Consider the following 14,894-nt stretch of genomic DNA (forward strand, 5'->3'; position numbering starts at 1 on the left):
TCCCCTCTGACCTGCGGTGCGGCGCTCGGGTCGGCTTCGGTCGGCTCGGGCGCCGCTTCGTTTTCGCCGGGCCGCCGGCCGAGGGTGTCGCCGCTGACCGGCCGTCAGCGCGTAGGCGGCCAGAGGGCGCCGAGGATCATCCGTACCTGGCCGATCAGGTGTGACGGTTCGAATGTGCCGGGATCGGTGAGGGCGACGCGGCCGAAGTGTTCCGCGCAGGCGACGAGTGCGTGGGCGAGGACCCGCGGGTCGAGTTCCGGGCCGCTCCGGTCGCTCCTGCCGGTCAGTACGAGGGAGATCCACTCCTCGACCCGGCGCCGGAACCGTTCGCGGTCCGACTCGATGCGGTCGCGGACGACCGTGGGCATGTTGCCCGGAGTCAGCAGGATCAGCCGCCAGGTGTCCGGGTCCTCGCGGAGCATCGCCGACATCCGGCGCACCGCTTCGGAGGCGAACACGGCGGGGTCGTGCAGGTCCGCAGCGGCAGGGGCACGCGGATCTCCCGCGGTGGGATCACGCGGGTCTCCCGCGGCGGGGATCGTCTCAAGCAGTCGTGCGAAGGCGCGTGCCTGCTGTCGGTCGAGCAGCGCGGTCAGCAGGGTGTCGAGATTCTCGAAGGCGCCGTAGACCACCGACCGGGCGACGTGGGCCCGCTTGGCGATGGCGTCGATGGAGACCCGGTCGTAGCCGTCGCTCACGATCACGGTGAGGGCCGCGTCGAGCAACTGCTCGCGGCGTTCGGCGAGCGGGACACGGGGGGCGTAGGGGCGGCGCTTGCGTGGCCTGTCTTCCGAAGAGGTGGGCGCTGGCATCTTGGCAGTTTACGACATGCGTGTCTTAATTTAAGACAGCAGTGTCGTAATCGAGGATCAATCGCGGCTCGGTGGCGGCGTACGCCCCGGGCGCACGAGGAGCGGTTCCATGGCGAAGCTGAAGCGGAACGAGGTCGAACCGCACGAGGACTACGGTTTCTTCGGTCCCGGCTCGGTGGTGTGGAAGGTCTGGAGCTATCCGACCGCGCCGACGGTGGGCTTCCAGCGGGCCGTCGTGGTGGAGGAACTCGATCCGCCGCTGGTTGCCGCGGTCCACGCGACCCAGGGCATCTACCGGCGCTCGCGCACTCGCTACGACCGGACCCTGCGGTACTTCGCGATGGTGGCCTTCGCCGGTTCACGGGAGGTGTGCGGGGCCGCCGACGTCCTGGTCAAGATCCATTCCAAGGCGATCGGCCGACTGCCCTACGGCGACGGCACCTACGATGCCAACGATCCCGCCTCGCAGCTGTGGATCCAGCTCACCGGCTGGCACTCGATCCTCTACGCGTACGAGAAGTACGGACCCGGCCGGCTCACCGAGCAGGAGGAGAAGGAGTACTGGGAGGCGTGCGCGGTCGCCGCGGAACTGCAGACGTGCTCCCCGGACGACGTGCCCCGCAGCCGTGACGGCGTCCGCGCGTACTTCGAACGGATGCGTCCGCGGCTGTCCGCCAGCCCCATCGCCGTGCAGGCCATGAACCACCTGCTCAGGAGCGAGCTCGTCTTCCCGCCGACGCCGCGCTGGGCGAAACCGGCGAGCCTGGCTGTCGCGAAGACCCAGCGGATCGCCACGATCGCCACCATGCCGCGCTGGATGCGCGAGATGGCGGGAATCCGGCAGTCACGCCTCCTCGACGCGCTCATCGTGCCCGTCATGAAGACGGCCTTCGCGCTCGCCCACCTCAGCCCCAGGGCCGAACTGCGCCTGATAGCACGGCTCTCGCCCTCCACCGTCGCGGTGATCGCACCGATGAAGCTCGGCATACCTCCCCGCAAGGAGGAGGTACTGACCCCCGCGGAGGCCCGCGCCCGCCACGGCTACGCCAAGCCCGCCGAGGCCCATCTCGAATTCCGGGCACGGCAGGCGGCCCGTGTCCTCGACGACGGCGAAGCCCCCAGCGACCAGGGGCTGATCGAGTCCCAGGAGATCCTGGGGCCACTGTCGTAACGGGGGCCGACCTTCATCGGGCTCGTGGCTGCCGCCGGCCTGGCATCGGGCTCGTGGCTGTCAGCGGCCCCGGCACCTGGTTCACGGCTACCGTCGGCCAGCATCGAAGTCACAGCTACCGTCGGCCCGGTGCCGGTGCCGGTGCCGGTGCCGGTGCCGGTGCCGATCCCGATCCCGATCCCGATCCCGATCCCGGAAGCGGTGTGAGCTTCGCTGTGGCGACGTACGAGACCACTACCGCGACGATCACCAGCGGCATGACGGTGACCCCCTGTGCCCCGATCAGCAGCGTGGCCAGCAGGACGGAGACCAGCGGAAGGCGCAGCATCGCGGCGCTCATCGCTCCGATACCCATCGCGAACCCCGCGACCAGGGTCAGCCCCGGCAGATGGGAGGACAGGATGCCGCCCGCCGCTCCCACGAACATCGCGGGAAAGATCGGGCCTCCCCTGAAGCCGCTGAGCGACGCGCAATAGGCCAGGCCCTTGCACAACACCAGCAGCGACAACGCGCCCACCGAGTACGCGGCGCTGTGCGTGAGGAACGGATCCAGCGCCGTCTGCCCCGAATACAGCACGTCCGTCGCCGGTTTGCCGGTGCCCTCCGCGTAGCCGATCGCCAGCCCCGCCACGACCAGGCCCATGACCACCGTGGCCGGCACCCGCCGCCTCTCGACATGCGTCCTGAGCCGGACGGAGAGCCATCGGATTCCGAGACCCGCGAGCGCGGCCGACAGTCCGATGACCAGAGCCCAGCCGAATTCCGCCGCTGTCGGGCGCGCGGCCTCGGGTACGTCGTGCAGTGTCAGCGAGTAGGTGCCCAGCCCGGTCCAGGATCCCAGCCCGACGAAGATGAGCGCGCCGATGCCCGCGGCCAGCAGGCCGGGCACCAGCACCACCGCCATCATCGCCCCACCCAGCCCTGAGGCTTCCATCAGGAGGAACGCTCCCAGCAGGGGTGATCCCAGCAGCGAACTGACGGCCGCGAAACTGCCGGCCGCGCCCAACACTGCGCTCATCTGCTCCGGAGGGTCGCGTCTGACCATCCGCACGGCGCCGGCGGCGAGCCCGCCGCCGAGCGCCAGAAGAGGCGCCTCGGGCCCGAGGACGGCGCCGAAGCAGAGTGTCGCCAGGGCCGCGGTGAAGATGCCGGGCAGTTCGATGGGGGTGGGCGCGCCGGTCGGCTTGAACCCGGCTGTCGGTTCATGGCCGCCGTGCCCCGGCAGGTACTGAACCGTCAGCGCCGTGAGCAGCCCTCCCACCGCGAGCAGCGGCAGCGGCCACCACCAGGGCGTCCCGGCGAACCCCATCGACTTGGGCAGATCCGTGTAGAGCAACGGCTGGACCTCCCCGACCAGTGCGAGGAAGCCGAACGCCGCCGCGGACACCGGCACGCCGATCAGCGCGGCCATCACCAGAAGCACCAGGTACGCGCGGCTCCGAAGAAGCGTCATCGGGTCCGGGGGCGACGCGGCCCCGGATTCGGTCGTGCCGACCGGCATGCGCATGGCCTCCTCGCGATCCGGGCCTCGCCGCGCTCTCACCGGCGGCCGCCGGCGAACCGAACCCGGAACGCCTCGCCGACTGATGCACGCGGCGCGATTCCGAGCGTGGCACGCCGTGCTGAGGCGGGCATGCCGACAGGGTCCATGCGTGTCACACCGACGACGAACCGGGGCCGAGGGCCAGGAGGGCGCGCAGGCCGCCGTCGTGCTGGTCGGGCACCAGCGGCAGGTGGCCGCCGTGACCAAGTCGCTTCAGGGGGCGGGATTCTCGGCGTCGCCCGTGTCCGACCGGGTACGTGACCTGCCGGGTCTCTTCGGGGTGGCGGATCTCGCGATGCGGGTCGGGGTGCTGGTTCTGGCGTTGGGTGCCGTCGCGCTCGGGACGGTGCGGGCGGCGGACAGTACGCGGGCCCGGGTCGGGCAGTTCGCCGTCCTGCGGATCCTCGGGTCCGGGCGGCCGGAGCTGCGGCGGATCCTGCTCGGTGAGGCCGTGCTCTCGGGTGGGGCGGCCGGGGTGGTGGGCGTGCTCGTCGGAACGGTTGCTTCCGTGGCGTTGGCCGGTCCGCTCAGCGGCCTCCTCGGCCTGCCCATCTCCCGCACGGACGCCCTGCCCGGACCGGCCTGGGCCGCCGCCGCACTGCTGCTGCCCGCCGTCGGCCCGGCCACCGGCACCCTCCTCGGCAGCCGCGAAGTCCTCCGCCGGGACCCCTATCTCACGGCACGGGCCCACGGCTGACGGCACGGGCACGCGGCGCACACGGAACCCGGCACTCGACCCGTAGATCAGACTCCAGACTCTCTGTACGGCATCCGTCGCCTCGGCCGAATCGCACCCCGGTCGGCCTCTACGGAGTCCGCTTTTCGTCCTCTCCTCCTTCCCTCCTTCCGTCAATGCGCACACGACGGGCTCTCCCCCGACCGGCGGCCGGAGGGGACAGTAGGAGGGAGGGGGAACGGGGGAGAGCGGTGCGTGAGGAGAGGAACGGGTTGTGATCGAGGCGGAGTTGAAGGCCCGGGTCCGTGCGCCGGAGGCGGTCGCGCGGGCGCTCGACGAGCGGGCCGAGGGCAGGTCCGAGACGTACCAGGACACGTACTACGACCTGCCGGACGGCAGCCTGCGCGCCCGGGACGAGGAACTGCGGCTGCGGTTCCTGGCCGACCACGGCACGGGCGACCGGCGGACGCTGCTCACCTTCAAGGCGGCCACGGTGGACGAGGCGTCCGGTTCGAAGCCCGAGTACGAGACGCGGGTCGAGGACTCGCAGATCGCGCACGCCATCCTGGAACACCTCGGCTATGTGCCGGCGATCGTGTTCGAGAAGCGCTGCCGCAGCCACTCCTTCGAGGCGTACGGCCGACGGATGCTCGCCACCCTCGTACGGGTCCCCGAGCTGGACGGCACGTTCCTGGAGATCGAGAGCCTGGTCCAGGAGGAAGCCGAGGTGGCCGCGGCCCTCGACGACATCCGCACGGTACTCGGCGACCTGGGCATCGTCCCGGAGGACCTCACCCGCGAGCTCTACACGGACGCGGTGGCGGCGGTCCGCCGTACCCGGCCCTGACACCCGGCCCTGACCAATGAGGGCGCATGGGCACACAAACACCTGGGGCCGGAATCCTCATCGGATTCCGGCCCCAGGCCTTCAGTAGCGGGGACAGGATTTGAACCTGCGACCTCTGGGTTATGAGCCCAGCGAGCTACCGAGCTGCTCCACCCCGCGTCGTTGAAACCAGTGTACGCCATCCGCGGGACCCCAAGCACACGGGTTGAATGGCGACTGCTGATCACTGCTGATCACTGCTGATCTCTGCGGATCACGCGGGTGCACCCTGGCCGCCCAAACGTTTGGTAGGTCCCGAGGGCGCCGCCCAAACGTTTGTCAGGTCTGCAGGGCGCCGCCCAAACGTTCGTCAGGCCAGTCGCCAAGCCCCAGTCAGCCGACCAAATGCTTGTTGGGCGCCTTCGCCCGCTCCTCGTACCCCGCCAGGACGACGACCTCGGCCCCCTCCGCCGACAGCACCGCGTTGCCGACGGCGGCGTCCTCGACGAACGTGTCCGGCTCACGCCAGGCCGTGACGACGCGGCGGACGCCCGCGTCGAGGAGGAGCCGGGCGCAGGGTGCGGGGCGGGAGGCGCGGCGGGCGCACGGTTCCAGGCTGCTGTAGACCGTGGCGGAGGCGAGGCGGGGGTCGGTGGAGCCGAGCTTGGCGAGGGCGGCCTCCTCGGCGTGGGCCACGGGATCGCCGTCCTCGCGGGAGTGGCCGCGGGCCAGTTCAGCCCCGTCCTCGGCGACCACGACCGCCCCCACGCTGAACGCGGTCTGCGAGGGCGGGCACTCGGCGGCCAGTTCGCAGGCCAGCGCGAGCCAGTGCCGGTCGGCGGGGGAGACGGCCGATCCGACGCCGGGGACGGTGGGGGCGTACCGGATGAGGACGATGTCGCCGACCGGCCGGGTCTCCAGCAGCCGCAGCCGGCTCTTCGGCCCCCCGGGATACGCGCCCGCGCCGAACAGCCGCGGCGCGTCCGCCTCTCCCACGAACACCGGCGCGACGGCCAGCTGCACCTCGTCCGCGAGCCCTTGCTGGAGCAGCTGGGTGTGCACCCGGCCGCCGCCCTCCACCATGAGGCGCCGGACACCGCGTACGTCTCCGAGGTGGTCGAGGAGGGCGGGCCACTCCAGATCGGGGCCGACGGACACCACGTCCACACCGTTCGGCCCGGCCGGCAGGCCGAGCGCGCGCAGTCGCTCCGCGCCCTTGTCCGTCGTGTACACGGCCTTCTCGCCGCCCGTGTGCCAGAACCGGGCCGTCGGGTCGAGATCGCCGGACGCGCTGACCGTCACCTTCAGCGGGTACTCCGGGAGCTCGGCGGCGACGCGGGCAGCGCGGCGCTCGGGGGAGTTGACCAGCAGCCGGGGGTTGTCGGTGCGCAGGGTGCCGGCGCCGATCAGGATGGCGTCGCTCGCCGCGCGCACCTCGTCGACCCGGTCGAAGTCGGCCGGGCCCGAGAGCAGCAGCCGTTCGGGCCCGGTGTCGTCCAGGAAGCCGTCGAGGGAGACGGCGGCGGACAACAGGACGTAGGGCTGGGGCATGGACGCGCTCCCTGGCGGTGACGGTGGCTGTGGAGGGTGGTGGTGGTGGTGACTGTGGCGCCGGCGGGGCGAGACCGTCGGCGGCGGTGATGATGGCCGTCGGCGGCAAACGATGACGACCGTCTCCGGTCCGGCTTGGTTCAAGTTTTAAACAATAACTACACTGTACGTATGACGACCCGCTGGCTCACCCCCGAGGAGCAGCGTGCCTGGCGCGCCTACGTGGCCGCGAGCTCGCTCCTGGAGGACGCGCTCGACCGGCAGCTCCAGCAGGAGGCCGGCCTGCCGCACCTCTACTACTCCGTACTCGCCGCCCTCTCCGAGGCGCCGGACCGCCGGATGCGGATGACCGATCTTGCCAAACACCTGAAGATCACGCGCAGTCGGCTGACGTACGTCGTGACCCGGCTGGAGAAGGACGGCGTGGTGCGGCGCGAGGACTGCCAGTGGGACAAACGGGGCAGTGTCGCGGTGCTCACCGATGAGGGCATGGCCCTGTTGGAGCGTGCGGCGCCGGGCCACGTCGAAACGGTCCGCAAGGCCGTCTTCGACCACCTCAGCCCCGAGCAGATCGGCCAGTTCGAGGAGATCTGCGCGGCCATCGCGACGGCGATCCAGGGCGGGGACCCGCGGGCGGTCGCCGGCTCCGACGACCTGCCGTGGCGCCGCCGCGCGTGTCCGTCGAGCCAGTCCGGTCAGTAGCCCACCGCGAGGTTCCCTGTGTTGCGGGAATGTGAGGCATCCCCAAAACGGGTTGCTTGAAATTTGAAGCAGGGGTTAGAGTCCTGGCGAGCGCTGTGCTTCAAATCTGAAGCATGGCGACGCCCGTACCAGGACCGGAGAACCGCATGCCCGACTTTCCCGCTGCCACCCCGCGTGCCCGCGTCCGGGTACCGCTGCGTTTCCACGACGGCTACGGCGTCGACACCGAAATGGTCACCTTCCACGGCCTCGTCGACGGCCAGGAGCACCTGGCGATCGTCCTCGGTGACCCCGCGCCCGGCACGGCCCCGCTGGTCCGGCTGCATTCGGAGTGCCTGACCGGCGACGTCTTCGGCTCGGCCCGCTGCGACTGCGGTCCGCAGCTGCGCGAGGCGGTGGAGCGGATCGCCGACCGTGGCGGGGTCCTCCTCTACCTCCGCCAGGAGGGCCGGGGCATCGGTCTCTACAACAAGCTCGACGCGTACGCCCTCCAGGACCAGGGCCTCGACACGTACGAGGCGAACGCGGCGCTCGGCCTGCCGGAGGACGCCCGCGACTACACGGCGGCGGCCCAGATGCTGGGTGCCCTCGGCATCGACGAGCTGGACCTGCTCTCGAACAACCCCGACAAGGCGCAGCAGCTCCGCGACCTGGGCGTAGGCGTCCGCGACCGCGTCCCCACGGGCGTCTTCACCACCGCTCACAACGTCCGCTACCTCCGCGCGAAGGTCCTCCAGACCCACCACACGCTCCTCCTGCCGGAGCTGACGGGACTGACGGCGGGCTGAGTCCCCGGGGCAACAGGGTCGAGGGCCGGAGGGCCGAGGAGACGAAGGTGGCGAGAGCACGAACGGGCCGGGCAGTGGCCCGGGGCCGCAGGCAGGAGCGACCCGAAGGACGGCCGCACCGACCCCGCTAGCCCAAGCGGCGGGTCGCAGCCGCCCCGGCCTCCAGCACCAGCCGTCAGCCCACCGGCCTCCAGCAACCAACCTCCGGCAGCGGCCCATCCGTCCTCCGGCCGGAACAGCTCCGCCGCCCCACAACGCACCCGTCAGCCGCACCCCTCCCACCGGGCTGAATCGGCTCCCTCCACCCACCCCCACGCCCTCCCACTAGCCCACTCGGCCCCGCCGACCAGCCCCGTACTCCACGCCCGGAAACCCTGTATCCGTGGGGCAGTGAAGCGGGTCGAGGGTGTGGGAGAGGGGGCGGAGGGTGTGAGGGAGCCGGGTGGGTGGCGGTTCTCGCACACACGTACGCTCGCCCGCGGCATTCCCGTCCTGCTGATCGCCATCGGCCTCTTCTACGACCACTTCACCCCGCGTGAGTTCACGGCGGTCCCCTTCTTCACCGCCGCACCCCTCGTGGCGGCCCCGCTCTTCTCGCTGCACGGTACGGTGATCACCGGAATCGCCTCGATCGCCGGCATCACAGCCGTACGCCTCCACTCCGGCGACACGGGCAGGGTGGACGCGATCACCGAGATCGCCACGGTGGCCACCGTCGCCGTACTGGCCGTACTCATCAACCGTCTCGTCCGCCGCAGCGACGCCCGGCTGTGTCCATCAGCGGCCTCCGGCCGCGGGGGCCTCCCGGGCCCGGACCACGCACAGGATGCGTGTCGCCGCCCCGGGGTCGAGTACGCCGGGGACCAGTTCGCCCAAGGCCGTTCGGGGCGCGCGGCTGAACGGACTCACCCCCGCTCAGTCCACAGGAACGGTTCGTGACGGCCGTACTGGCGGAGTTCCCGCACGGTGCAGGCCGCGCCCGGATCGTCAACCGAGGCCACCCCTCACCCCTGCTGCTGTACGCCGACGGCACCCTGTGCACCCTGGACGCCTCGCGGCCCGCGCTCCCGCTGGGCATGGAGGACCTGGGCGCCTGGCCCGACCGCGCGGAGGAGACGGGACTCCCGCCCGGCGCCACGCTCCTCTTCTACACGGACGGCCTCTCCGAGGCGCGGGACGCGTGCGGTGTCTTCTACGACCCGGCCGCGCGCCTGTCGGGCCGTGTCTTCTCCGCACCGCGCGCCCTGTTGACGACGCTCGCGGAAGAGGTGCGTCAGCACACCGGCGACCGCACGACGGACGACATGGCCCTCCTGGCAGTCCGCCGCCCGTGACACACGACCGTCCCCATGTGCCTGCCCTGCTCCGCCCTGCCGTGCCCGGCCTGGCCTGCCCGCCGACACGTCTCTCTCACATCTCTCACGATCGGCGGACCGCGATATGACGGAACGTGTCCGTTCGACCGTCCTCCGTATAGCGGCTGATGTATCGTCAGAACATTTGTTACTCGCGAGGAAAGGTCAACTCGCCCGTTTTAAACCCCTCATGCCCCGTAAAGTCCAGCGCGAATGCCGGAACGATCATTCGGAACAGCTTGGAATGGAGCACTCGCGTCTATTAACGTTCGATAACGCAGCGCGGTCGTCCCAGCCGTCACAAGAGATGGCTCCGTGCTCACGCGCCGAATCCCGCAAGGGAACCGGGGAACCAACACCCTGGGGTGAATCGCACGGAAACCGTCGTGGCAGTGCGCACGTCCGGTTTACGCGCGTAGGAGACCTTCCTGCTCCGAACCCGTCAGCTAACCCGGTAGGCGAGGAGGAAGGAAGGAGCACGCCCACGTGGCGTCGAACCGGTCCGCGACCGAAGCCCCGTTCGTACCGAGCCAACACGACGGCGAGAGCCAGACGTTCGGCTACGGCAGCTACAACAGCGACAACGAGGGCCCCTGGCAGGAGTGGAATCCCAGCGAGGAGACCATTCGCCCCGTTCGCGGTCGGCACCGCGTCGCCAAGCCGCGCGGTGGACTCGCCCGTGGCGGACTGGCCCGCAGCTCCACGGTTCTCGGCGTCGGTGTCATTGCCGCCGTCGGCGGCGCCGGCATGGCCAGCGCGCAGTCCGGCCAGGCCCCGGTGTCCATTTCGATGCCCGACATGCCGAACGTCGGCTCGGTCTTCGAGGACGAGGCCGACGACCCGGAGCCGGAGCCGGAGGCCTCCAGGTCCCCGCTCAGCAGCGCCGGCCTGATCGCCACCGACGCCGAGCAGGGCACCGCCGACGCCGGTGAGGCGCTCCGCGCCCGCATCATGGCGCAGGCCGAGTCCCAGCAGGACGCCTCCGACAAGGCCGCCGCCGAGGCCGCGCAGACCGCCGCCGCGGACAAGGCCGCCGAGCAGGCCGCCAAGGAGAAGAAGGAGGCCGAGGCCAAGGAGGCCGAGGCCAAGAAGAAGGCGGCCGACGAGGCCGCGGCGAAGAAGGAGGCCGAGCGCCTCGCCGCCCTCGCCGGGCAGTTCACGCTTCCCACCTCCTCGTACACCCTCACCTCCACCTTCGGCCAGGCCGGCCCCTACTGGTCCTCCGGCTACCACACCGGCCTCGACTTCGCCGCTCCCACGGGCACCCTCATCAAGGCAGTGCACAGCGGCACCATCACGCAGGCCGGCTACGAGGGTTCCTACGGCTACAAGACCGTCCTCACCCTCGACGACGGCACCGAGATCTGGTTCGCCCACCAGTCCTCCATCGGAGTCAGCGTCGGCCAGAAGGTCGCCACCGGCGACGTCATCGGCCGCGTGGGCGCGACCGGCAACGTCACCGGCGCCCACCTCCACATGGAGGTCCACCCCGGCGGCTCGGCCAGCGGCATCGACCCGGCGGCGTGGCTGCGCAGCAAGGGCCTGAACCCGTAGAGCCGGTCACCACCAACGACGCCGCGTCAGTCCGTGAGGACTACGCGGCGTTCGTCATGTCCGGGCCGCACGAGGCCGGACGCCGACGGAGACGGCAAGCACCGTCGCCGAGGAATTCCTCCCCTGTCCCACCCTTCACGTGCCGTACCCCTTCACGTGCCGTTCACGCTGGGGCGGAATGCGGGTGTCCGCCTCGCCGGTTGACGTTGGACATGACTTCTCTTCGCAAGCTGGGCACGTCCGACATCGAGGTTTTCCCGCTGTCCCTCGGCGGCAACGTCTTCGGCTGGACCGCAGACGAGGCACAGTCCTTCGCCGTCCTCGACGCCTACGCGGCCGTCGGCGGCAACTTCGTCGACACCGCCGACTCGTACTCGGCCTGGGTGGAGGGCAACCAGGGCGGTGAGTCCGAGAAAATCATCGGCAAGTGGGTCGCGTCCCGAGGCAACCGCGCCGACGTGGTCATCGCGACCAAGGTGAGCCAGCACCCCGAGTACCAGGGTCTGACGGCGGCCAACATCAGGGCCGCGGCCGACGCCTCCCTCGCCCGCCTCGGCACGGACTACATCGACGTCTACTACACCCACTTCGACAAGCCCGAAGTCCCCGTCGAGGAGATCATCACCGCCCTCGACGACCTGGTGAAGGCCGGCAAGGTCCGCGCGATTGCCGCGTCCAACATCACCCCCGAACGCCTGCAGGCCTCCCTGGACTTCTCGGCCGCCGAGGGCCTGGCCCGCTATGTGGCGCTCCAGCCCCACTACAACCTGGTCTCCCGGGACACCTACGAGGGCCCCCTCCAGGCCATCGCCACCGACTCCGGCCTCTCCGCCGTCCCGTACTTCGCCCTCGCCAAGGGCTTCCTGACGGGTAAGTACCGACCCGGCACGACGGTCGACAGCCCCCGCGCCGCCGGCGCCGGCGCGTACCTCGAAACCCCGGCCGGCACGCGGGTCCTCACGGCCCTCGATGACATCGCCGAGTCCCGCGGCGCCGCTCACGCCACCATCGCCCTCGCCTGGCTCGCCGCCCAGCCGACCGTCGCCGCGCCGATCGCCTCCGCACGAAACGTCGACCAACTCCCCGCCCTCCTGGCCGTCGCCGACCTCACCCTCACCCCCGAGGAGCTGAACCGCCTGACCGAGGCCTCGGCGTAGCGTCCGCGACACCCCTTGGGGCCGGCAGGGTCGGGCCACGCTCACCCATGCCGCCCAGCGGCACGCTGCCCACGGCTGGGCGAGGCCGTACGGGCCGGGCAACCGCACCGACGACCGAGCTGCCCTCAGCGAGGTGTCATACGTGAGGCGTCATACGTGAGGCGCGAGATGTGCGGCATGCGGCCATCGACCGATCCCACAACGCCCGGTCCGCCGCCCACGCACGGCCCCGACCACCGGCAGCACGCGAACCGCCCGACCGAATGCCGCGGCCCGCTAATACCGATACGGGTTGTACGAGGAGTACGGAGCCATCCCGTAGGCCACCGCCTGCGGGTAGGCCGACCCGTACCCGCCGTACTGGTACCCATACCCGTACCCAGCCCCATACCCCAGCTTCGGCCCGGCCTCCCGCCCCGCATACGCCATGGCCGGCCGAGCCACCCCCCGCCGCCGCCACAGCTCGAACAACAGCTCCCGCTCCCGCAGCGCGAAGTCACCCCCGGCCCGCCCCCGCCGCCCCCGATGCCGCAGGAACGCCAACTGCGTCGCGTACGCCTCGTACTCCGCGACCGACCGGGCCCCCGCCTTCCCGAAGTGGTGCGCCGCATACTCCCGCGCCACCCGCCGAGCCCGCATCGACCCCAGCACATACGGCTCGGCCGGCGTCAGCCACCCCGCGCCCGCATACGCCGGCAACTCCTCCCGCACGGTTCGCAACTCCCGCTGCCGAGCCCAGATCACCAACCAGGTCAGCAACCCGAACGCCGGCACCATGAACGCCGCGTACACCGCGAAGAACCCGTACTCCCCGAACGTCGCCGACCCGTTCCAGACCGCGTGCATCCCCATGGCGAGCAGCAGCCCGCCCACCGGCACGAGCACGCGCCGCCCCCGCTGCCACTCCGCGGAGAACGCCGCGACCCCGAACCCGATCCCCGTCAGCACGGTGAACAGCGGATGCGCGAACGGCGACATGATCACCCGTACGAAGAACGTGGCCGCGGTGACCGACGCCAGCCCACTTCCCCCACTGAGCTGATCGGTCCCGAAAGCGGTGCCCAGGTACAGGATGTTCTCGGTGAACGCGAACCCGGTCGCGGTGAACCCCGCGATCACCACCCCGTCCACGATCCCGGTGAAGTCGCGCCTCCTGAACAGAAAGACGAGGAGTACGGCGGCGGCCTTGGCGGTCTCCTCCACCACGGGCGCTATGACGGTGGCACCCAGGGCGTCGGCATGCGAGGGGTCCGCGGTCGCCGTAGCTATCCACCGGGTCGCAAAACTGTTCGCCACGATGGCTATCAGGGCCGCCGCACACGCCCCCCAGGCGAACGCGAACACCAGGTTCCGCCAGGGCCCGGGCTCCACTCGGTCCAGCCACCGGAACGCGGCCATGAGCAACGGCACGGGCAGCACGGCGAGCCCCAGTCCGACGAGGAACCCTTCCGTGCCGGTCTGTTCACGGACCAGCGCGAGGATGACGAACCCGGAGATTCCGAGCAGCCCTATCAGTGCCCCGTATCTGACGCTCTTCCGCTGCCACCAGCGCGTGGGCCTGAACGCATACCCGTCGGCGGGGCCGCGGGGGTGCGTCGGGTAGGGGGAACTGGTGGCCATTGCATGGACCCTAACGAGGGATGGGCGCCGCCCGCGACGGCGCGTGGTGCGGCCCGCGGGACCGGGCCCGCCGGACCGCGCCCATCGGACTCGTCCGCCGAACCGCATTCTCGGATGGCGCCCGCCGAACCGATTCCTTGGAACCGTGCCCGCCGGACTGTGAACGACGGCCTTCAGACGCCTGTGGGGGGTTGTTCGGATTCCACTTCGTGCATCTGCTCCTGCTCCTGCGTCAGCTCACCCGAGGCTCACGCTCACTGAGACTCATGCTCACTGAGACTCACGCTGCTGTACGCGGCGGAAGAGCAGATCGTTCACCACATGACCCTTGTCCAGTCCCTGCCCCTCGAAACGGGTCAGGGGCCGGAAGTCGGGACGTGGCGCGAACCCGCCGTCGGCCCGGGTGTTCTCGAACTCGGGATGCGCGGTCAGCACTTCCAGCATCTGCTCGGCGTACGGCTCCCAGTCCGTCGCACAGTGCACGATCGCCCCCGGCCCGAGCCGCGACGCGACGAGCGCGAGGAATTCCGGTTGGATCAGCCGCCGCTTGTGGTGCCGCTTCTTCGGCCAGGGGTCGGGGAAGTAGACCCGCAGCCCGTTCAGCGAGCCGGGGGTGAGCATCTCCCGCAGCAGAATGATCGCGTCGCCGTTCGCGACCCGCACATTCGACAGACCCTCCCGGTCCGCGAGATTCAGCAGATTCCCCTGGCCAGGCGTGTGCACGTCCACGGCGAGCACATTGGTGCCGGGATCGGCGGCGGCCATCTGAGAGGTCGCCTCTCCCATCCCGAACCCGATCTCCAGCACGACGGGCTTCTCGTTGCCGAACAGCTCGACGAGGTCCAGCGCCCGCCCGTCGATGTCGAGCCCCCACTTGGGCCACAGCCGCTGCAACGCGTCCGCCTGCCCGGCCGTCACCCGACTCCGCCGAGGCTGAAAGCTCCTGATCCGCCGCTCGAAGTGCGACCCGGCGGGATCCGGCTTGGGCCCATCGGGAAACCGCGGCTCACCCTTGACCCGGGCATGCTGAAGGGAGGCACCGGAGGTGCGGGGCTCGGGGGTATCGGCAGAGTCAGACACAGTGCCCCGATTTTACGACTCCCCCGAACCCCGTCCCAGCCTGCCCACAGCCTCCACCA

The 14,894-nt window shown here is 70.7% G+C and carries 12 protein-coding genes, 1 tRNA gene, 1 pseudogene and 1 riboswitch; of the genes and pseudogenes, 8 read left to right on the top strand and 6 right to left on the bottom strand.

The annotated features are described in order from the left end of the window. Nucleotides 1-104 precede the first annotated feature (104 nt). Nucleotides 105-812 (bottom strand): TetR/AcrR family transcriptional regulator, encoded by a 708-nt coding sequence (locus OG622_RS25965; RefSeq protein WP_371579019.1) that lies wholly within the window; start codon nt 810-812, stop codon nt 105-107. Between the two features lie 109 nt (nt 813-921). Between OG622_RS25965 and OG622_RS25970 the strand changes: the two genes are divergently transcribed. Then, nucleotides 922-1,983, top strand: coding sequence for an oxygenase MpaB family protein (locus tag OG622_RS25970; protein WP_371579020.1), 1,062 nt, complete (start codon nt 922-924; stop codon nt 1,981-1,983). A 115-nt stretch (nt 1,984-2,098) separates the two neighbouring features. On the opposite strand, the gene OG622_RS25975 is transcribed toward OG622_RS25970, so the two are convergent. Continuing rightward, nucleotides 2,099-3,484, bottom strand: coding sequence for a chloride channel protein (locus OG622_RS25975; protein WP_371579021.1), 1,386 nt, complete (start codon nt 3,482-3,484; stop codon nt 2,099-2,101). A 151-nt stretch (nt 3,485-3,635) separates the two neighbouring features. Between OG622_RS25975 and OG622_RS25980 the strand changes: the two genes are divergently transcribed. Beyond that, entirely contained in the window at nt 3,636-4,223 is a 588-nt protein-coding gene (locus OG622_RS25980; RefSeq protein ID WP_371579022.1) for an FtsX-like permease family protein, read from the top strand. Nucleotides 4,224-4,476: 253 nt separating this feature from the next. Then, a complete protein-coding gene (cyaB, locus tag OG622_RS25985; RefSeq protein ID WP_371579023.1) occupies nt 4,477-5,049 on the top strand; it encodes a class IV adenylate cyclase in 573 nt (190 codons plus the stop codon). Between the two features lie 85 nt (nt 5,050-5,134). Here the strand turns inward: cyaB and OG622_RS25990 are convergent. After that, nucleotides 5,135-5,208: transfer RNA gene (locus OG622_RS25990), tRNA-Met, on the bottom strand. Nucleotides 5,209-5,421: 213 nt separating this feature from the next. Further along, nucleotides 5,422-6,579, bottom strand: coding sequence for a dihydrofolate reductase family protein (locus tag OG622_RS25995; RefSeq protein WP_371579024.1), 1,158 nt, complete (start codon nt 6,577-6,579; stop codon nt 5,422-5,424). Nucleotides 6,580-6,750: 171 nt separating this feature from the next. Here OG622_RS25995 and OG622_RS26000 point away from each other — a divergent pair, with 171 nt between their 5' ends. The 5 genes and pseudogenes from OG622_RS26000 to OG622_RS26020 all read left to right on the top strand — a co-directional run bounded on the left by OG622_RS26000 (nt 6,751) and on the right by OG622_RS26020 (nt 12,135). Continuing rightward, on the top strand, nt 6,751-7,281 hold the full coding sequence (locus OG622_RS26000) for a MarR family winged helix-turn-helix transcriptional regulator (protein ID WP_371579025.1): 531 nt from the start codon (nt 6,751-6,753) through the stop codon (nt 7,279-7,281). A 146-nt stretch (nt 7,282-7,427) separates the two neighbouring features. Continuing rightward, entirely contained in the window at nt 7,428-8,069 is a 642-nt protein-coding gene (ribA, locus tag OG622_RS26005; protein ID WP_371579026.1) for a GTP cyclohydrolase II, read from the top strand. A gap of 429 nt (nt 8,070-8,498) precedes the next feature. Continuing rightward, nucleotides 8,499-9,403: pseudogene (locus OG622_RS26010) on the top strand (PP2C family protein-serine/threonine phosphatase). A gap of 335 nt (nt 9,404-9,738) precedes the next feature. After that, nucleotides 9,739-9,900, top strand: a riboswitch (cyclic di-AMP (ydaO/yuaA leader). A 10-nt stretch (nt 9,901-9,910) separates the two neighbouring features. Next, on the top strand, nt 9,911-10,978 hold the full coding sequence (locus tag OG622_RS26015; protein ID WP_371579027.1) for a M23 family metallopeptidase: 1,068 nt from the start codon (nt 9,911-9,913) through the stop codon (nt 10,976-10,978). A 212-nt stretch (nt 10,979-11,190) separates the two neighbouring features. After that, nucleotides 11,191-12,135: an aldo/keto reductase gene (locus tag OG622_RS26020; protein ID WP_371579028.1), complete on the top strand. Its 945-nt coding sequence runs from the start codon at nt 11,191-11,193 to the stop codon at nt 12,133-12,135. 276 nt (nt 12,136-12,411) lie between these two features. Here OG622_RS26020 and OG622_RS26025 read toward each other — a convergent pair whose 3' ends face one another. Continuing rightward, a complete protein-coding gene (locus tag OG622_RS26025; protein ID WP_371579029.1) occupies nt 12,412-13,755 on the bottom strand; it encodes a PrsW family intramembrane metalloprotease in 1,344 nt (447 codons plus the stop codon). Nucleotides 13,756-14,025: 270 nt separating this feature from the next. Then, on the bottom strand, nt 14,026-14,835 hold the full coding sequence (gene trmB / locus OG622_RS26030) for a tRNA (guanosine(46)-N7)-methyltransferase TrmB (protein ID WP_371579030.1): 810 nt from the start codon (nt 14,833-14,835) through the stop codon (nt 14,026-14,028). Nucleotides 14,836-14,894: the final 59 nt, after the last annotated feature.

It is taken from the genome of Streptomyces sp. NBC_01314, from assembly GCF_041435215.1.
Classification (GTDB): domain Bacteria; phylum Actinomycetota; class Actinomycetes; order Streptomycetales; family Streptomycetaceae; genus Streptomyces.

What these genes read in the sequence shown, in the direction of transcription:
- OG622_RS25965 (WP_371579019.1), bottom strand. Translation starts at nt 812, where the DNA reads ATGCCAGCGCCCACCTCTTCGGAAGACAGGCCACGCAAGCGCCGCCCC.
- OG622_RS25995 (WP_371579024.1), bottom strand. Translation starts at nt 6,579, where the DNA reads ATGCCCCAGCCCTACGTCCTGTTGTCCGCCGCCGTCTCCCTCGACGGC.
- OG622_RS25970 (WP_371579020.1), top strand. Translation starts at nt 922, where the DNA reads ATGGCGAAGCTGAAGCGGAACGAGGTCGAACCGCACGAGGACTACGGT.
- OG622_RS26020 (WP_371579028.1), top strand. Translation starts at nt 11,191, where the DNA reads ATGACTTCTCTTCGCAAGCTGGGCACGTCCGACATCGAGGTTTTCCCG.
- OG622_RS26000 (WP_371579025.1), top strand. Translation starts at nt 6,751, where the DNA reads ATGACGACCCGCTGGCTCACCCCCGAGGAGCAGCGTGCCTGGCGCGCC.
- ribA (WP_371579026.1), top strand. Translation starts at nt 7,428, where the DNA reads ATGCCCGACTTTCCCGCTGCCACCCCGCGTGCCCGCGTCCGGGTACCG.
- OG622_RS26025 (WP_371579029.1), bottom strand. Translation starts at nt 13,755, where the DNA reads ATGGCCACCAGTTCCCCCTACCCGACGCACCCCCGCGGCCCCGCCGAC.
- OG622_RS25975 (WP_371579021.1), bottom strand. Translation starts at nt 3,484, where the DNA reads ATGCCGGTCGGCACGACCGAATCCGGGGCCGCGTCGCCCCCGGACCCG.